Origin of the sequence: Edaphobacter lichenicola (assembly GCF_014201315.1) — a bacterium.
In the GTDB taxonomy this organism is placed as follows: Bacteria; Acidobacteriota; Terriglobia; order Terriglobales; family Acidobacteriaceae; genus Edaphobacter; species Edaphobacter lichenicola_B.
In genome coordinates this window covers 498,852-515,327 of record NZ_JACHDY010000001.1, presented here as the reverse complement: position 1 = coordinate 515,327, position 16,476 = coordinate 498,852, and the positions used below count along the sequence as shown (strand labels likewise).

13 protein-coding genes are annotated in these 16,476 nt (G+C 58.1%); 4 read left to right on the top strand and 9 right to left on the bottom strand.

Annotation, left to right across the window (positions count from 1 at the left end):
- Positions 1-67: 67 nt before the first annotated feature.
- Together HDF09_RS02160 and dnaE are read right to left on the bottom strand one after the other, a co-directional pair.
- Complete coding sequence (locus tag HDF09_RS02160) at positions 68-925, bottom strand: acetyl-CoA carboxylase carboxyltransferase subunit alpha (protein ID WP_183760795.1); 858 nt, start codon at positions 923-925, stop codon at positions 68-70.
- Positions 926-975: 50 nt separating this feature from the next.
- On the bottom strand, positions 976-4,524 hold the full coding sequence (gene dnaE, locus HDF09_RS02155; protein ID WP_183760793.1) for a DNA polymerase III subunit alpha: 3,549 nt from the start codon (positions 4,522-4,524) through the stop codon (positions 976-978).
- Positions 4,525-4,597: 73 nt separating this feature from the next.
- Between dnaE and HDF09_RS02150 the strand changes: the two genes are divergently transcribed.
- Positions 4,598-4,972 carry a DUF3592 domain-containing protein gene (locus HDF09_RS02150; protein ID WP_183760791.1) on the top strand — a complete coding sequence of 125 codons (375 nt, stop codon included), beginning with the start codon at positions 4,598-4,600 and terminating at the stop codon, positions 4,970-4,972.
- Positions 4,973-4,990: 18 nt separating this feature from the next.
- Here the strand turns inward: HDF09_RS02150 and HDF09_RS02145 are convergent, their stop codons facing one another.
- Both HDF09_RS02145 and HDF09_RS02140 read right to left on the bottom strand, forming a co-directional pair.
- Complete coding sequence (locus HDF09_RS02145; protein ID WP_260180869.1) at positions 4,991-5,608, bottom strand: YdcF family protein; 618 nt, start codon at positions 5,606-5,608, stop codon at positions 4,991-4,993.
- An 11-nt stretch (positions 5,609-5,619) separates the two neighbouring features.
- The gene (locus HDF09_RS02140) at positions 5,620-6,660 is read right to left on the bottom strand and encodes a M20/M25/M40 family metallo-hydrolase (protein WP_183760789.1); all 1,041 of its coding nucleotides are present in this window, start codon (positions 6,658-6,660) and stop codon (positions 5,620-5,622) included.
- A 65-nt stretch (positions 6,661-6,725) separates the two neighbouring features.
- Here HDF09_RS02140 and HDF09_RS02135 point away from each other — a divergent pair, with 65 nt between their 5' ends.
- Positions 6,726-7,412, top strand: a complete 687-nt coding sequence (locus tag HDF09_RS02135) for an alpha/beta hydrolase (protein WP_183760787.1) — start codon at positions 6,726-6,728, stop codon at positions 7,410-7,412.
- A gap of 4 nt (positions 7,413-7,416) precedes the next feature.
- Here HDF09_RS02135 and HDF09_RS02130 read toward each other — a convergent pair whose 3' ends face one another.
- Positions 7,417-8,349, bottom strand: a complete 933-nt coding sequence (locus HDF09_RS02130) for an alpha/beta fold hydrolase (RefSeq protein WP_311718411.1) — start codon at positions 8,347-8,349, stop codon at positions 7,417-7,419.
- Positions 8,350-8,686: 337 nt separating this feature from the next.
- On the opposite strand from HDF09_RS02130, the gene HDF09_RS02125 reads away from it, so the two are divergent.
- Positions 8,687-11,662: a GAF domain-containing sensor histidine kinase gene (locus tag HDF09_RS02125; RefSeq protein ID WP_183760785.1), complete on the top strand. Its 2,976-nt coding sequence runs from the start codon at positions 8,687-8,689 to the stop codon at positions 11,660-11,662.
- Complete coding sequence (locus tag HDF09_RS02120) at positions 11,655-13,100, top strand: sigma-54-dependent transcriptional regulator (protein WP_183760783.1); 1,446 nt, start codon at positions 11,655-11,657, stop codon at positions 13,098-13,100. The genes HDF09_RS02125 and HDF09_RS02120 overlap by 8 nt, the downstream gene beginning before the upstream one ends.
- Here HDF09_RS02120 and HDF09_RS02115 read toward each other — a convergent pair.
- From HDF09_RS02115 to HDF09_RS02100, 4 genes are all read right to left on the bottom strand, one after another.
- Complete coding sequence (locus HDF09_RS02115) at positions 13,097-14,173, bottom strand: zinc-dependent dehydrogenase (RefSeq protein WP_183760781.1); 1,077 nt, start codon at positions 14,171-14,173, stop codon at positions 13,097-13,099. The genes HDF09_RS02120 and HDF09_RS02115 overlap by 4 nt on opposite strands.
- A gap of 14 nt (positions 14,174-14,187) precedes the next feature.
- The gene (locus HDF09_RS02110; protein WP_183760779.1) at positions 14,188-14,937 is read right to left on the bottom strand and encodes a phosphorylase family protein; all 750 of its coding nucleotides are present in this window, start codon (positions 14,935-14,937) and stop codon (positions 14,188-14,190) included.
- Positions 14,934-15,944 (bottom strand): hopanoid-associated sugar epimerase, encoded by a 1,011-nt coding sequence (gene hpnA, locus HDF09_RS02105; RefSeq protein ID WP_183760777.1) that lies wholly within the window; start codon positions 15,942-15,944, stop codon positions 14,934-14,936. The genes HDF09_RS02110 and hpnA overlap by 4 nt, the downstream gene beginning before the upstream one ends.
- A gap of 82 nt (positions 15,945-16,026) precedes the next feature.
- Positions 16,027-16,473: a hypothetical protein gene (locus tag HDF09_RS02100; RefSeq protein WP_183760775.1), complete on the bottom strand. Its 447-nt coding sequence runs from the start codon at positions 16,471-16,473 to the stop codon at positions 16,027-16,029.
- Positions 16,474-16,476 lie beyond the last annotated feature (3 nt).

Genomic DNA, 16,476 nt, shown 5'->3' with positions numbered 1-16,476 from the left:
TCAGAGCGGCCTGAGTGTGTCGAATTGAGGGATTGCAACGCTGGCTGCTCCAGAAACGGTGGTTCCGCTAAACGGTGGTGTAAAACTGCGCGATATTACGAAACTTGATATAGCGCTGCTCCAGCAGTGTCTCGAGCGGGAGTGCCCGAAGATCTGCGAGGTTGCCTCGCAGTCTTTCGTCGACCAGCGCCATGGCCTCTTCCGGATTGTTCTGCGTCCCACCCCACGGCTCAGGCAATACCTCATCGACACAGCCAAGTAATTTGACGTCCACAGCGGTGTACTTCAAAGCCGTCGCTGCCTGCTGCTTCTTGCTCGCATCCTTCCACATGATCGACGCGCAACCCTCAGGAGAGATCACTGAGTAAATTGCGTTTTCGAGCATCAATACGCGATCGGCTACTGCCAGCGCCAACGCACCGCCGGAACCGCCCTCGCCCGTAATCGTGGCGATGGTCGGCACCCGCAGCCGAGACATCTCCAGCAGATTCCGTGCGATCGCCTCCCCCTGCCCGCGCTCCTCGGCACCAATGCCAGGATTCGCCCCAGCCAGATCGAGGAACGTAAACACAGGCCTGCCAAACTTCTCAGCAATCTTCATCGCCCGCAGAGCCTTGCGGTACCCTTCCGGATCGGGGCTGCCAAACTTCCGCGCCACCCGCTCCTTCAGCGTCCGTCCCTTCAGGTTCCCGATCACCATCACCGGTTCGCCGTGAAAGGCCGCCATCCCACAACTCATCGCGGCATCGTCGCCAAAAGCGCGGTCGCCGTGGATCTCGCTGAAGTCGGTGAACAAAGCTGCAATGAAATCCATCGGGTAGGGGCGCTGGGGGTGCCGCGCCAGCTCCGTCTTAATCCACGCTTCGGGAGTCGGTGCGGATACTGCCTGGGAATGCGCTGTTCTTCCGGTCTCGTGTTCTGCCATTGTCTAGGTATGCTTCACAAACTTCTCTCTCGATTGTATGGCATCGACGGCTAGTCGATGATGCGAACCCCTCCGCGGCCCACCAGTTCCTCCACCTGATCGATGAAAAGCCGATCCGCGGCGACCAGACAGTTGTGTGGTTCAAGCACCGCACAAAACTCCCCCGGCTCTTCAAGATCGAGCAGCAGCTTTCCCTTGCCGGGCGCTCCAACCAGGATGGCGTGCAGCTTCTCAAGCAGCGCCGCGTCAGGATTATGCAGGGGTACCTTGATCCGCAACGAATCCGGCAGCTTGATCTTCACATCCTCCAGCGCCTGGATACTGGAGATCGCAAGCTTCGGCGCCGAATCCTCTTCCCCACGCAGCACCCCCCGAACCACCACGGGCACATCAATCTTCAACTTCTCCGCGAGCTTCTCGTACGACTGCGGAAACGCGATCAACTCGATCTTGCCCACGGTGTCCTCGAGCGAAGCCTGCGCATACATCTCCCCCGAGCGCTTGGACTTCGCGACCTTCAGGCCTGTAATCACGCCCGCGATAGAGATCTCATTCTGTGGCTCTTCATTTCGTCCGCGTCGGAATACCTGCGGCTCAGGCTTCATCTCGCAGGCGGTCACCGTGTCGACAACCTTCATGTTTCGAAGCTTCTCCCGATACTTATCCATCGGATGCCCTGACACAAAGAATCCCAGCACCTCTTTCTCGTTCTGCAGCCGAGTGTGTTCGTCCCACTCAGCCACACTGGGCAGCGGCTCCTCCCGGTTGTTCGAAGAGGGAGAATGAATATCCGCATCGAAGATCCCAAACAGCCCGTGTTGACCAGCCGCCTCATCGCGTTGTGACTTCTGCGCCCGCTCCATCGCTTTATCCAGAGCAGCGCACAATGCCGCCCGACCGCCAAACACATCCATCGCTCCGGCTTTGATAAGCGACTCCAGCACACGTTTATTCAGCAGTCGCAGATCAACCTTCTCGCAGAACTCCCAAAGGCTGGAGAACCCCTTCTTTCCCGCAGCCTGGAGCGCCGTCCGGGCCGCAATGATCGACTCAATCGCGTTATGCCCAACGTTTTTGATCGCTGCCAATCCAAACCCAATCGCACCCCCACCTGGTGTATCGATCGGCGTAAAGTTCGCATCGGAAACCTGCACATTCGGCGGCACCACCGAGATGTTCATCTCGCGGCACTCTGAGATGTACTTCACAACATTTTCCGGCTTCGACGTTTCGCTGGTCAGCAGCGCCGCCATAAATTCAACCGGATAGTGCGTCTTCAACCACGCCGTGTGATACGCCAGCAGAGCATACGCGGCAGAGTGCGACTTATTAAAGCCATACCCGGCAAACTGCGCCATCAAGTCAAAGATCTTCCCTGCCGTATCCTTCGGATGTTTATTCGCCGCCGCGCCACTCATAAAACGATCGCGCTGCTTCGCCATCTCTGCAGGATCTTTCTTGCCCATCGCTCGACGCAGCAGGTCCGAATCACCCAGCGAGTACCCCGCCAGCACATTCGAGATCTGCATCACCTGCTCCTGATACACGATGACTCCCAGCGTCTCGCGCAGAATCATCTCAAGCTCAGGAAGCTCATAGCTCACCGCGCGCCGCCCCCACTTGCGCTCGATGAAGTCGTCGATCATGCCACCCTGAATCGGCCCCGGACGATACAGCGCGTTCAACGCGGTCAGATCCTCAACAGTGTTCGGCTTATATCGCCGCAACACATCGCGCATCCCTCCCGACTCAAACTGAAACACACCCGAGGTCAGCGCGCGATGATAGACCTGTTCATACGTCGTCGCGTCGTCGAGCGGAATCGTCGACATATCGACGTCTGTCCCCGTCGTAGACTTGATCAACTTCAAGGCGTCATCAATCACCGTCAGCGTCGTCAGCCCGAGAAAATCCATCTTGAGAAGCCCCATCTTCTCGACGGCCTTCATGTCATACGCTGTGACGATATCGTCGTTCTTCGCACGCGTCACCGGAACCAGTTCTGTCAGCGGCTTCGGTGCAATCACGACGCCCGCTGCATGCACGCCCGCGCCGCGAACTAGTCCTTCCAACCGCAGCGCCGCATCGATCAACTCCTTGATCTTCGGGTCGCCCTCGTACGCTCCCGCCAACGTCGGCGAATCCTTCAACGCCTGATCGATCGTGATCCCAATCGTAGGCGGAATCATCTTCGCGATCCGGTCGACCTCGCCATACGGCATATCCAATGCCCGGCCGACGTCCTTGATCGCAGCCTTGGCCGCCATCGTATTGAACGTAATAATCTGCGCGACCTGATCCCGTCCATACTTACGATTGACGTACTCAATCACCTCGCCGCGCCGGTTCATGCAGAAGTCGATATCGATATCCGGCATCGACACGCGCTCCGGGTTTAAAAATCGCTCGAACAGCAGTTCATTCTGCAGCGGATCGATATCCGTAATCTGCATCACGTAAGCCACCAGCGATCCCGCAGCCGATCCACGCCCCGGCCCCACCGGAATCTTTTGCTCGCGCGCGTACTTGATAAAGTCCCAGACAATCATGAAATAGCCTGGAAACTTCATCTGTTTGATGATGTTCAGCTCGCGATCCAGACGTTCATGATATTCAGGAATCGTTTTTTTCAGCAGCCCGCGGGAACGCAGATGAGCAACCGCCGTCTCCAACCGCATCTCCAGCCCTTTGCGACACACCTGCTCGAAGTAGCTGTCAAGCGTCTCGCCTTCTGGCACGACGAAATCCGGAAACGGATTGTCCACCTTCATCATCTTCACGTTGCAACGCTCGATGAACTGCATCGTCCGCGCGCAGACCTCGGGATTCTGCGAGAACGTCCGCAGCATCTCCTCTGCGCTCTTGATGTAAAACTCCTGCGTATCGAACTTGAATCGCTTCGGATCGTTCATGCTGCCGGCCGTCTGGACGCAGAGCAGAATCTCATGCGCGCGCGAATCATCCGCAGCAACATAGTGGCTATCGTTGGTCGCGATCAGCGGAATATCAAGCTCACGCTCCATCTTGAACAACGCATCGCAGACACCCTTATCCGGCGCAAGTCCGTGGTCCTGAATCTCTAGAAAATAATTCCCCTTTCCAAAGACATCCTGGTAGAAGCCAGCAGTACGCTTGGCCTCCTCGTACTTATCCTCCATCAGGAACTGATTCACCTCACCCGCAAGACAGCCCGAGAATCCAATCAACCCCTCAGAGTGCTTTGCAAGAAAGTCCTTCGACACACGAGGCTTTCGATAGAACCCATGCAGCGCCGCCTCGCTCGTCAGCCGAACCAGATTGCGATAGCCCTCCTGATTCTCAGCCAGCACCAGCAGGTGGTTATACTTGTCCCCCTCCGGCGCGGCACGATGATCGTCGTTCTTGCAGATATAAAGTTCGCACCCCAGAATCGGCTTGATTCCCTTCTTCTGCATCGCGTCGAAGAAGTGCACCGCGCCATAGATATTTCCATGGTCGGTCATTGCAGCCGCTGTCTGGCCGATCTTGCTCAGGTGCCCGGCAAGTTTATCTACATCGCACGCGCCATCGAGGAGGGAGTAGTCAGTATGAAGATGAAGGTGGGTAAACTCTGCTGCCATCCCTCTAGTTTAGAGCCCAGCCGCCCATAGGAAAACGCGTCCCAAATTGCCGTATTAGAATCGTTATCCAAGTATGGCCGGCATCTTTCTCATCGACGCAATCAGCCGCAGGCTCCGCCGCAAAAATCGCGAGAAGAAGCTTCGCCTCGCCGCCCAATGGCCACTCGCCCAGGCCGAGATCAACCACTGGCAAGTCCTCTCCGCCGACGAAGAGGTGGCCTCACCTGGAGTCACCTACCAGATCGAAGCCGGGTTCCACTTCAAGATCAACGGGGAGTACTATGGCGGCTATCTTCGCAGCGTAGCTCTTACTCATCACGAGGCGGAGTCGAAGACCACCGGCAGCCCCTCGGTAAACATCCGCTACAACCCTGCCAATCCCGATGAGACCGCCGTACTCGCGGAAGACAATCAAGGCAATCTCTCTTTCCGCGTCGTCTCCGGCTAAACGCGGACAAAACACCAGTCAGGCTGGTTTCGGCAGGAATCGCGACGCAGGAAACCCGAAGACCCGCAGCTTTAAGCAGTACTCCGCCTCGACGCAGAAGTGCATCAGCTTCTCTAGCAACGTGTACTCAGCCGGCCATGGTGCCGCATGGGTTCGCCACGCGAAGTGATAGCGCGACAGAATCAGCCCGGTACGAGGAAGATGGCTGGGCGAACTTATTACTTCCGCACTGGTCCAATGATGAGCGTCCATAATCTGGTCACTGTAGTAGATATTCTGAATGGTGTTCTGCGCCTGATCTTCCACCGTAATTTCGCTGCTGGGGACGCCGTTCGCGACCGCTAAAGTCTTCATCACGTCGGCCTCAACGAATCGATTATGGGCCGCGCCACCCGTAAAGATCAGGTGTGACGCAACACCATCCCTGTACTCTCGAACCGCCTCCAAGGTACGCTCCCGCTGCTCCGGCGAAGGCGTTCCATCCGGCATGGCAGGATTTCCCAGAACGATGAGAGTATCGAAGTGTCTCAGGTCGGTGTTGCCGTTCGGAATCTTCCGATACACAAACGTTGCGCAGACAATAACAACGAACACCACCGCCAGCAAGATGATCAGAATCTTTCTTAGTGACCGCATTTGGCCTCAGGCTAATTGTTTTGAACAAGACTCGTGGCGAGTTCCACGTAATGATCGACCGCTTCCAGAAGCTCTCGTTTCGCGATCCTCTCCTGGGGGGTATGCGCGACGTGAATCGACCCAGGCCCCAACAGGAACGGCTCGCCCCATGCCGTCAGCTTGGGAATATCCGTCGTAAACTTCGCAATCATCGTCGGTAACTTTCCAACCTTCCGCATCCTGACAAACGGTAGATCGAGGCTGAACTCAACGTCCGCCCTGTCGCCGACGGTAGCAACGATCGATCTCCTCACTTCATCCGAAGGCCCCACCAGACGAACCAGAATGTGTGCCTCTGCCTTATCCGCGATTACGTTCGGTGCACGCCCCCCATCGATCAACCCAATGTTCAACGTGGAAGGGCCGATCTCCGGCTCAGTCGGCAATGGCATCGCCAGAACATCATGCAGCGCTTCAATCAATTTATCGATAGCCGACTCTCCAAGTTCAGGGTAGGCAGAGTGCGCCATGCGGCCCTTCGCCCTCAGTTCAACCCGCAACGCGCCCTTCGATGCAAGCGCCAGCCGATTATCCGTCGGCTCCCCATTGATCAAAAACCGTGATCCTTTCGGAGACAGATTAGCCTCCGCAGCCCCCGCCGAATCTCTCTCCTCGCCCACCACAAACAGCAATCCAACCTTCACCCCGCCATCGCGCAGCCGATCCGCCGCCGCAACCTGCGCCGCAAGAATCCCCTTCGCATCGCAGGTTCCCCGTCCATATAAGAACTCGTCGTCCTCCGTGCAGCCAAAGAAGGGAGGGACAGTGTCCATGTGGGTCGAAAGCACCACATCCGGGGTCACTCCAGGCATGGCGGCGTACACATTGAACCGCTCTCCGCTGCCCGCTCCCGGCGTGCTGGCGCGGTCCGGTTGCTCGACCGCCGTCCGCTCCACCTCATAACGCTGCGCCCCCAGATAGTCATAGAGAAAAGCACCGGCAAGACCCTCGTGATACGTAGTGGACTCAATATTTACAAGCTGTTTCGTCAGTTCGATAGGGTCAATCGCCATGCCCTCCAGCATACGGTATCCCCTGTAAAAAACGGATAACGAACACACCCGATAAACTGAAGACGATGACGCAAACCACCACCTCCCAGATCCGGTCGATCGACGATCTTCGCGGTACCGCCGGTCGCCTCGAAGCCCTCCTCAACACCGGCCGTGACGACGCCCCATACGCTGCGCTCGTCTGCCATCCACACCCCTCGGGCGGCGGAACCATGCACAACAAAGTGGTCTATCACGCTATGAAGGCCTTCTCATCCTTCGGCCTTCCCGTCCTTCGCTTCAACTTCCGCGGCGTAGGCCTCAGCGAAGGCGCTCACGATCACGGACTCGGAGAACAAGACGACGTTCTCGCAGCTCTCGACTGGTTACAACACAACCTCGACCGGCCTATCCTCTTCGCCGGCTTCTCCTTCGGCTCGAACGTCGGACTGCGTGCCTGCTGTGGAGATCCCCGCGTGAAGGGTCTCGTCGGCCTCGGCGTTCCCGTCCACGCAGAGGGTCGCGACTACACCTATAAGTTTCTGCCGAAATGCACCCAGCCTAAGCTCTTCATTAGCGGCGACCACGACCAATACGGCCCACGCGACATTCTGGAAGACGTCTTTGCACGAGCGCCCGAACCAAAGCGCCTGGTCTGGATCGCAGACGCCGACCACTTCTTTCAGGGAACTACAGAGTCACCCAACCCGAAGCTCGATCTGATGCAGGCCGAGATTCGCCTCTGGCTGCAGAGAGTATTCAGCTTGAGTTAGCGAGCTAAGCCGCGCCTCGTTTAATCGCCTGGCTGGCAAACGCGGCAGACTCGGCATGACGACTCACAGTAACGCGCGCTTCGGAGGGCAGCGGTTTCAGCAACCACTCCCGCATCGCCGTATTGCAGACCTCCGGCATCTCCTCGAACGCGATATGTCCCACGCCCGGAAGCACCATCAGACTCGATTGCGGAAGAATCCGCTGCAACTCTCGTGCTGAGCTCAGGCCCACCGCTCTGTCGCGATCGCCCCAGATCAGCAGCATTGGCTTCGTTATCAACCGCTCAAGGACAGATCGCAGCAACCCCATGTCCACGAACCAGCGCTCAACAATCTGCAGCACGTGATCCATCGTTCCCGGAATATGCAGTCCCTCGATATACCCCTCAAGAGCTCCGGCCGAAACCCGGGAGGGGTCCCCATACATGCGGCTCAGCGCGGTCGCCTTCAACATCCTCGGCAAGGAAGGAATCTGCCGAGCAACCCAAATCCCGAATCTTGTCTGATAGAACCGGATCAACTGGTGTCCCAGGTCGCAGAACGGATTTGCCGGCGCGAACAGGATGAGCCTGCGCACTCGATCCGAGTGCCGTGCGGCAAACATCATGGCCACTGCTCCACCATGAGAATGGGCAGCTATATCCGCCTCGTCCAAACCAAGCGCGTCCATATAGGCCGCTAACCGGTCCGCCGTAGCTTCAAGCCCGGCATCCAGTCCGGGAACTCGCTCCGACTCCCCCATGTTGAACAGGTCGATCGCGTAGACGTCGGAGTCCTGTGCAAGAAAGCTGATGTTTCGCCGCCAGTTCTTAGCCGATCCCACCAGGCCGTGAAGCAGCAGCAGTGGCCGTCCCGAACCCGCGCGCTGGTAGTGGACCTTCACCCCATCCACCACAACAAATCCCTCAGCAATCTGGCTAGTATCTCTTCGTGTCACAGTCCGGCAGCCTCGTCTTGCTAAAGGAAGTTCATTCCAAAGCAATCTTCAAATATTACAGGAGTATTAATTCTTTCCCTGGGTTATTTTAGCTAAATTCCATCTCTCCTCCAGAGGTGTTCAAATCCGGGATTTTGGGCCCAGTCAGACTATATAGATGCATAGATGTGAACAATTCCTACATCAGGAGCGTAAGCTTTGAATAACTTCGACTATTACGGAATAGGTTATGATTTTTTGTAGACTCTGGGACGGCAAATGACTTGCTAATGGTGCATAGAGGGCTAAATCGTTTGGTCCTTGATGTGCTGATGTTGTTCCAGGTCGTCGGATTTTCATGAAAAACGCCTCCCAAACTCGCATTCTGGCTATCGTACTCGCAGTTGCGACCGTCGCCGCCTGCGTCCTTGCGGCCATGAACTTCGATCGGGAGAGCGGTTTCGACGTCCCAACCGACGGCATCTGGTGGGTCGAGGCGGTCACCGGCCTCCGGGCTGAGCGGGTTCCAGCGCTCTCCCCAGGCCATCGCGCCGGCATACGCACCGGCGACATCCTCGTCAGTGTCGACGACCAGCCAACCCCACGCGTCGCCTCTCTCACCCGGGAGATGTTTCGCAGCGGCATCTGGGCCCACGCCACGTACTCCATCCTTCGACCGGTTCCCCAGTCCATCGACCTGCACGGCGCGACCAAGCTCGACATCCAGGTCATTCTTGAGCCTAAAGACCGCTCCATCAATCAGGGGCTCCGCTTCATCGCGCTGGTGTATCTCTGCATCGGCATCTACGTCCTGTTCCGGCGCTGGACCGCTCCAAAGTCTGTCCACTTCTACGTCTTCTGCCTTGCCTCGTTTGTCCTCTACAGCTTCCGATCTACCGGCGAACCTGGCACCTTCGACTGGTACATCTACTGGGGCAACATGGCGGCGCAGGCGCTTCAACCGGCCCTCTTTCTGCACTTCGCGGTCAGCTTCTCCGATAACTTCGCCTCCGACCAACGCAACCGTCTGCGCCGCCGCATCGGCTGTGTGTTGCTCTACCTCCCAGGGCTTTTTCTCATCGGTTTGCAGTACACAGCGATAAGTTTCTGGTCCGCGACTGAGGTTCTACTCCACCGGCTCGATCAAATCGCCCTTGGCTACCTGGCACTCTATTACGTAATCGCCGCCATCGTCTTCCGACTGCGTTACCGTTGGGCGGAGTCTGCTCTCGAGCGTCAGCAACTCAAATGGCTCACGCGCGGCACCCTCATCGCTGTCACGCCTTTCACCCTGCTCTACGTCATCCCCTACCTGGCTGACTGGTCGGTCAACAGCCAGATCGCCAAGATCGCAGGTCTCTCTCTCGTCGTCCTTCCCCTCACCTTCAGCTGGGCCATCGTCCGCTACAGGCTCATGGACGTCGATCTCATCTTCAAGCGCGGCGTCACCTACACCTTGGCCACCGCATCCCTCGTCGGCGTTTACTTCGGCGTCATCGCGCTCACCGGCGAGATCGTCCACACTCGACTCTCCAGCCTCGGCGTCTGGGGACTGCTCGCCGCCATCATCATCGCCGGCATCGTCTTCGATCCGCTCAAGCGCATGATTCAGGCGCGAGTCGACCGTGTCTTCGATCAGAAGCGCTTCGACTACCGCGAGACCCTCGTTGAGTTTGGCCGCGGCATCAACGCCCAAACCGACCTTCGCGCCCTGCTGGACTCCATCGTGGAGCGCCTTCCCCAGACTCTCCTCGTCACTCGCGTCGCAGTCTTTCTCGCCTCGGAGAGTGAAGGCAGCTTCACCCCACGACACTTCGATCTGGCCGCCTCCCACGGTCTCACCAACCTCCACTCCGCCGAACTCCGCAGCCTCGATGTTCGCTTCCTGGACTTCGACCGGCCCGGAGCCAACAACCACATCTTCCTCGAGAACCCCCAGCAGGTCCTGCGCCTCCCCGAAGCCCAGCGCCAAAGCGCCGGCCGCCTCGATCTCAACTACTACCTTCCCTGCCGCGTCGCCAACCGCGAAGGCGGTGGTACCCGCACCGTCGCTGTCATCGGTCTCGGCCGCACTGACGACGGAGACTTCCTCTCCAGCGAAGACATGGAGTTGCTCGAATCCCTCGCCGGCTACATCGGCATCGCCATTCAAAACGCGCAGCTCTACCGCCGCCTCGAACAGAAGATCACCGAGTTCGAAAGCCTCAAGGAGTTCCACGAAAACATCGTCGAGTCCATCAACATCGGCGTCTTCGCCGTCGACCTCGACGACCGTATCGAAAGCTGGAACACCCAGATGGAGGGCATGTATTCGAAGTCGCGCAATGAGGTCCTGCGCCAACCTCTCTCTGCCGTCCTGCCGCCGGACTTCGTAGCCCGCTTCAACAGTGTGCGCGAGGAACACGGCACCCACACCCTCTACAAGTTCCGCCTCGTACTTCCCGACGGAAAGGTCCGCATCGCCAACATCGCCATCGCCCCACTGGTCACGCGTAACTTCGTCGCTGTAGGTCGCATCATTCTCGTTGACGACATCACCGACCGCATTCAGCTCGAAGCCCAGCTCACTCAAGCCGAAAAACTCTCCTCCATCGGTCTGCTCGCCGCAGGGGTCGCACACGAGGTCAACACTCCCCTCGCAGTCATCTCCAGCTACACCCAGATGCTCACCAAGCACATGCGCGACGATGAGCGCCTTGCCCCCGTGCTCGAAAAGATCACTCAGCAGACCTTCCGCGCCTCCGAGATCGTCAATGGTCTGCTCAACTTCTCCCGCACCAGCGGCGCCGAGTTCGCTCCCCTCAACCTCAACGAGCTTCTCCGCGACACCGTCACCTTGCTTGAGCATCAGTTCAAGACCGCACAGATCCGCGTCGAAACCAACTTCGACCCGCACCTCGCCCGCATTCACGGCAACCAGGGCAAGCTTCAACAGGTCATTCTGAACCTCATGTTGAACGCAAAGGACGCGATGTTCGGAACCGCCAACGCGACGCTCAAGATCGCAACCTTCAATGGCGCCGGCCGCGTCATCGTCCGCATTCAGGACTCCGGCAACGGCATCGAAAAAGAGCATCTCCACCGCATCTACGATCCCTTCTTTACCACCAAGACCAAGCCGCAGGAGGGCGAGCACAAGGGCACCGGCCTCGGCCTCGCCGTCAGCTACGGCATCATGCAGGAGCACGCCGGCAAGATCCACGTCGAGAGCGAAATCGGCGTCGGCACCGCCTTCCAGTTGGAGTTCCCCACCTCAGCCGCTCGCCCTGCCGTGATAGCGGATGGACCGAAGAGCGAGTCTGCAATTGTTGACAGGAAGGCGATGCATGTCTGAAATTACCGAGCTCGCCGCCGAAACCCTCCATCTCCAACGTACCGCCCGAGTCGTCGGCGATCCCCGCATCCTCATCATCGATGACGAAGCCGCTATCCGTGAATCGCTCGATACCCTGCTCACCCTCGAGGGCTTTACGGTCAGTATCGCCAGCGATGGCCCCTCCGGCATCGAACTTCTCTCACGCAACGAGTACGACCTGCTCCTCCTCGACCTCGCCTTGCCCGGCGAAAGCGGATTGGATCTCCTCCCCCGCATCGTCGAGATGCAGCCCAACCTTCCCGTCATCATGATTACGGCCTACGGCACGGTCGGCAACGTGGTCGACGCCATCCGCGCCGGCGCAGAAAACTTCGTCCAGAAGCCGTGGGACAACGAGAAGCTACTCGCCGACATTCGCGCCGCCGTCGCCCGCCATCGCGCCGAAGAAGAGGTCGTTCAACTCAAGCGCACCCTCAAGCAGCGCTACAACTTTGAAAACATCGTCGGAAAGAGTGAGCCGATGCTTCGCCTCTTCGACCTCATCGCACAAGTCGCGCCCAGCCGCTCAACCGTTCTCATCCAGGGTGAAAGCGGCACCGGCAAAGAGCTCATCGCGAAGGCCATCCACGCCAACTCCCCTCGCAAGGATCGTCCCTTCGTGCCCGTCAACACCGGTGCCGTGCCATCCGAGCTGCTCGAATCCACTCTCTTTGGACACGTCAAAGGCGCCTTCACCTCCGCCGTCACAGCCAAGAAAGGTCTCTTCGAAGTCGCCAACGGTGGCACGCTCTTCCTCGACGAGATCGGCACCATGGGGATGGACATGCAGGCCAAGATCCTCCGCGTACTTCAAGACCGTCGCTTCATGCATCTCGGCGGCGTGCAGGAGATCCAGGTTGACGTCCGCATCATCGCCGCAACCAACGTCAACTTGCAGGACGCCGTCCGCGCAGGCCGCTTCCGCGAGGATCTCTTTTACCGCCTCAACGTCATCAGCCTCGAACTCCCGCCCCTCCGCTCCCGCCGCGAAGACATCCCTCTGCTCGCCGCTCACTTTCTCAAGTTTTACGCAGAAGAAAACGGTACCGAGACCCGCACCCTCTCACCCGAGGCGATGCGAATCATCATGGACTACGAGTGGCCCGGCAACGTTCGCGAGCTTGAGAATGCCATGGAGCGTGGCGTCGTCCTCTCCACCTCCCGCAGCATTAATCCAGACCTGCTGCCCACTCAACTCACAGGCGGAACCTACTCGGCCAGCCTGCTCGACCACCAGCCCAACGCCAGCCTCTTCGACCTGATGGAAGAGATCGAACGTCGCATCATCTCCGACCGTCTCGAGCGCTGCCACTGGAACCAGACCGAAGCCGCAGAGTACTTCAAGATTCCTCTCTCGACTCTCAACCAGAAGATCAAGCGCCTCAACGTAGAGGTCAAGAAGCGCACCCGCGACTAGCCTCCAGGCTGAATCACAATCTTCATCGAACCAGCCTGAGGATGCGACGCCAGATCGATAGCCGTCACCGCATCCTCCAGTGAAAACCGGTGCGAGATCAGGTTCGTCAGATCGAATCCGTTACGGTAGCCGTCGAACACCATCCGCGTCACTTCATCCTGTATCGCCACCGACGCACTGTAAGACCCCATCAACGTCTTCTCGTCCATACATACAGCCGCAGGATCGAACGGCGCCTCCCCATGCTGCGTCGAGGCGAACAGCACCACTCGTCCGCCCGGCCGGATCGACTCCATGGCAACTTTGATCAGCGCATCGCTGCCAACCGCCAACAGAGCCACATCCGCACCACGACCTTCAGTAGCCGCCTTCGCTGCCGCAACAACATCTTCACGAGCATCAACAGGACGATCCAACCCAAACTTCGCTGCCACAGCGTGCCGTTCTTTATACAGATCACTTGTCAGAACATTAGCTCCCGTCCGTCGTGCCAGCGCAGCCAGCAAAATTCCAATCGGTCCTTGGCCAATCACCAGCACCGTCTCATCTGCCTTCAAATTGAGCAACTGAATTGCCTTATAGCAGGTATTCACCGGCTCCAGAAACGCCGCCTGCTCAAACGGAACATCGTCCGGAATCTTCACCAACCCACGTCGCACAATCCAGTCCATCACGCGAATGTACTCAGCAAAGCCGCCGCCAGAGGGCGCAAACCCCGCAGTACACCCGACCGTCTTATAAACCTCACATTGCGCGAACGTCTGTTTGCGGCAGTAATAGCACTCGCCACAAGGAATGTGATGATAAGCCATCACCCGATCTCCTAAAGCGAACCCCTCAATCCCGGCACCCACTTGCACAATCGTCCCCGCCATCTCATGCCCAAAGACGCGCGGCGCATCATGCGAACCACTATGAATCTTCTTCAAGTCCGTCCCGCAGATCCCACAGGTGTGGATCTTTACCAACACCTCGCCGTCACCGATCTCCGGCACCGCAATCGTCTCAACCCGAACATCATCTACACCGCGATAGACCGCAGCACGCATCGTCTCAGGAATAATTTGTGACATCAACCGATCCTTACCTATCTCTGCTTCTCAGTGTAATTGCCGCTCGATCTGCGCACCGAACCGCTTTCATCCAACCATCCATAGAGCGCCTCTGCCAGATTCTTAGCCGCGGCAGAACTATGTCTTCCCAACTTCATCAAGCCCGACCACGAGCCCGGCCGCACCGCAACATGCGCCAAAAACGGGAGTATCTTCAACCGTCCATTCTCTGCAACAAACGGATTCAAATCTGGCAACCGCGCCTCCGCATCATCCGACACGGCCTTGAAGGAGTAGAATGGAATGCTTTTCCCTAACGCTATCCGGGCAATCGTAGCCGCTTCCATATCCACAAGCCCCGCCCCATAACTCGCAGCGAGTCGCTTCTTCTCTCGCTCATCAGCTACTCGCGTCGTAGTTGCCAGCACCGGCCATGCGGATTGAAAATCCGCCGGACGAAACCGTTCTCCCGTCTTCGTATCGATGACTAAAGAGACACCCGAAACCGACTCCGCCGCAATAGCTCCATCTAGAGCACCCGCCCACCCAACAGAGCAAACAGCATCGATCCCAGCAACCTTCTCAGCCTCAGCAAAGGCAATAGCGGCCCTCACTTCCCCCATGCCCGCACACGCGGCAATCCAACACCCATCCGCGTGACGATACTCCCACACCGAACATCCTTTCCCCACCTCTCTCCGCTTCCAACTCCCTGCACCTCGACCGCGAACCAACGGCTTCAGTTCCCCTTCAAGCGCTGCAATAATCGCGATGTTTCCCTTCATGTCGCTTGTCCATCCAGCGGCGGGGCATACCCGTGGGCGACAAACCATTCAATCGCCGCTCGCAGCGCGCTGTAAACAGGCAGCACCTGAAATCCCAGATCCCGCTCCGCCTTCGCCGAAGAAGCAAACATCATCTTCTTCCCCATTCGAACGGCCTCAACGGTCGCACGCGGCTCCTTGCCCCTCAACCTGCCGGTAAAGTTTTCATCGAAGAAGGCAAAGGCCATCGCCACGGCATGCGGCACCTTCATCGTCGGAGAAGGAAGTCCCGTGATCGCCGACATACGATCCAGAATCTGCTTCAGCGTAAGATTCTCTCCACCAAGAATGTATCGCTCCCCCGGCGTTCCCCGCTCGAGCGCGACGACATGCATCCGCGCCACCTCGGTCACATCCACCAGGTTCAGTCCGGTATCCACATACGCAGGAAAATTTCTATTCAGAAAATCAACGATAATCCTTCCCGTAGGCGTAGGCTTCGAATCGCCAGGCCCAATCGGCGTCGTAGGATTCAGGATCATCACCTGCTGGCCAGCCTTCGCCGCTTTGATAGCCTCGAGCTCGCCAAGAAACTTGGACCGCTTGTAATGGCCGATCATCTCCTCTAACGAGACCGGCGACTCCTCATCCACGATCGTCCCATCTTTCTTGAACCCCATCGTCGCCACGCTCGAGGTATAGACCACACGCTCGACGCCAGCCTCGCAAGCGAGCTTCAGCAGCTCCCGCGTGCCATTCACATTGGCTGCATACATCTGGTCCGGATCACGCACCCACAGACGATAATCCGCGGCAACATGAACCAGAGCATCGCAACCCACCAAAGCGGAGCGCAGCTTCTCCGGCTCGCGAAGATCCCCGGTCACCATCTCTGCATCAATGCCAGCAAGGGAGTCCAACCGGCTCGTCTGCCGAGTCAGCAACCGAAGGCTGGCGCCCGCCGCTGCATAACTCCTGGCCACATGGCCTCCAACGAAGCCCGTCGCTCCCGTAATAAATACGCGCACTCTCGCTCTTTCCAGCCAAACTGGCAGACAATCCTGGAACCATCAACCTGCTACCCGGCAAACTCTACGCCCGACCGCGGTCTTAGTCCAGCTTCTCCGGCTCGATCTGGATGTTCTGTTCGCCGGCTGCCTTCTTCTCCCAGTACTTCTTCACCCACGCTTCAAAGGTCTTGCCCGCCGCCGTATCGCGGCCGCTGAACGCAATCGCCGCAATGTCCGAGTAAGTGACACTTACCTTCGTCTTCTCATTCACAGGAATGATGCGGACGAACGAGTCTACGAGGGAGGCACCTGTCCGTCGATCGAAGAGGTAGCCAATCACTTGAGACCCATCTTTACGGGTGACCGTAATATCGCCGCGATAGTCAAAGGCCTTCTCCAACGCCTCGGTAATCTCTTGATCGGTCGCAAGCGTCGGAATCCAGCCTTCAAGTTGTTCGCGGTCGCGACCCGCAATGTGCTCGAGTTCGTCAGCACTCTGATGCCGCAACTGCGCGATCTTTAGATGTTCCTGTTGTTCCGTGGCCATGAC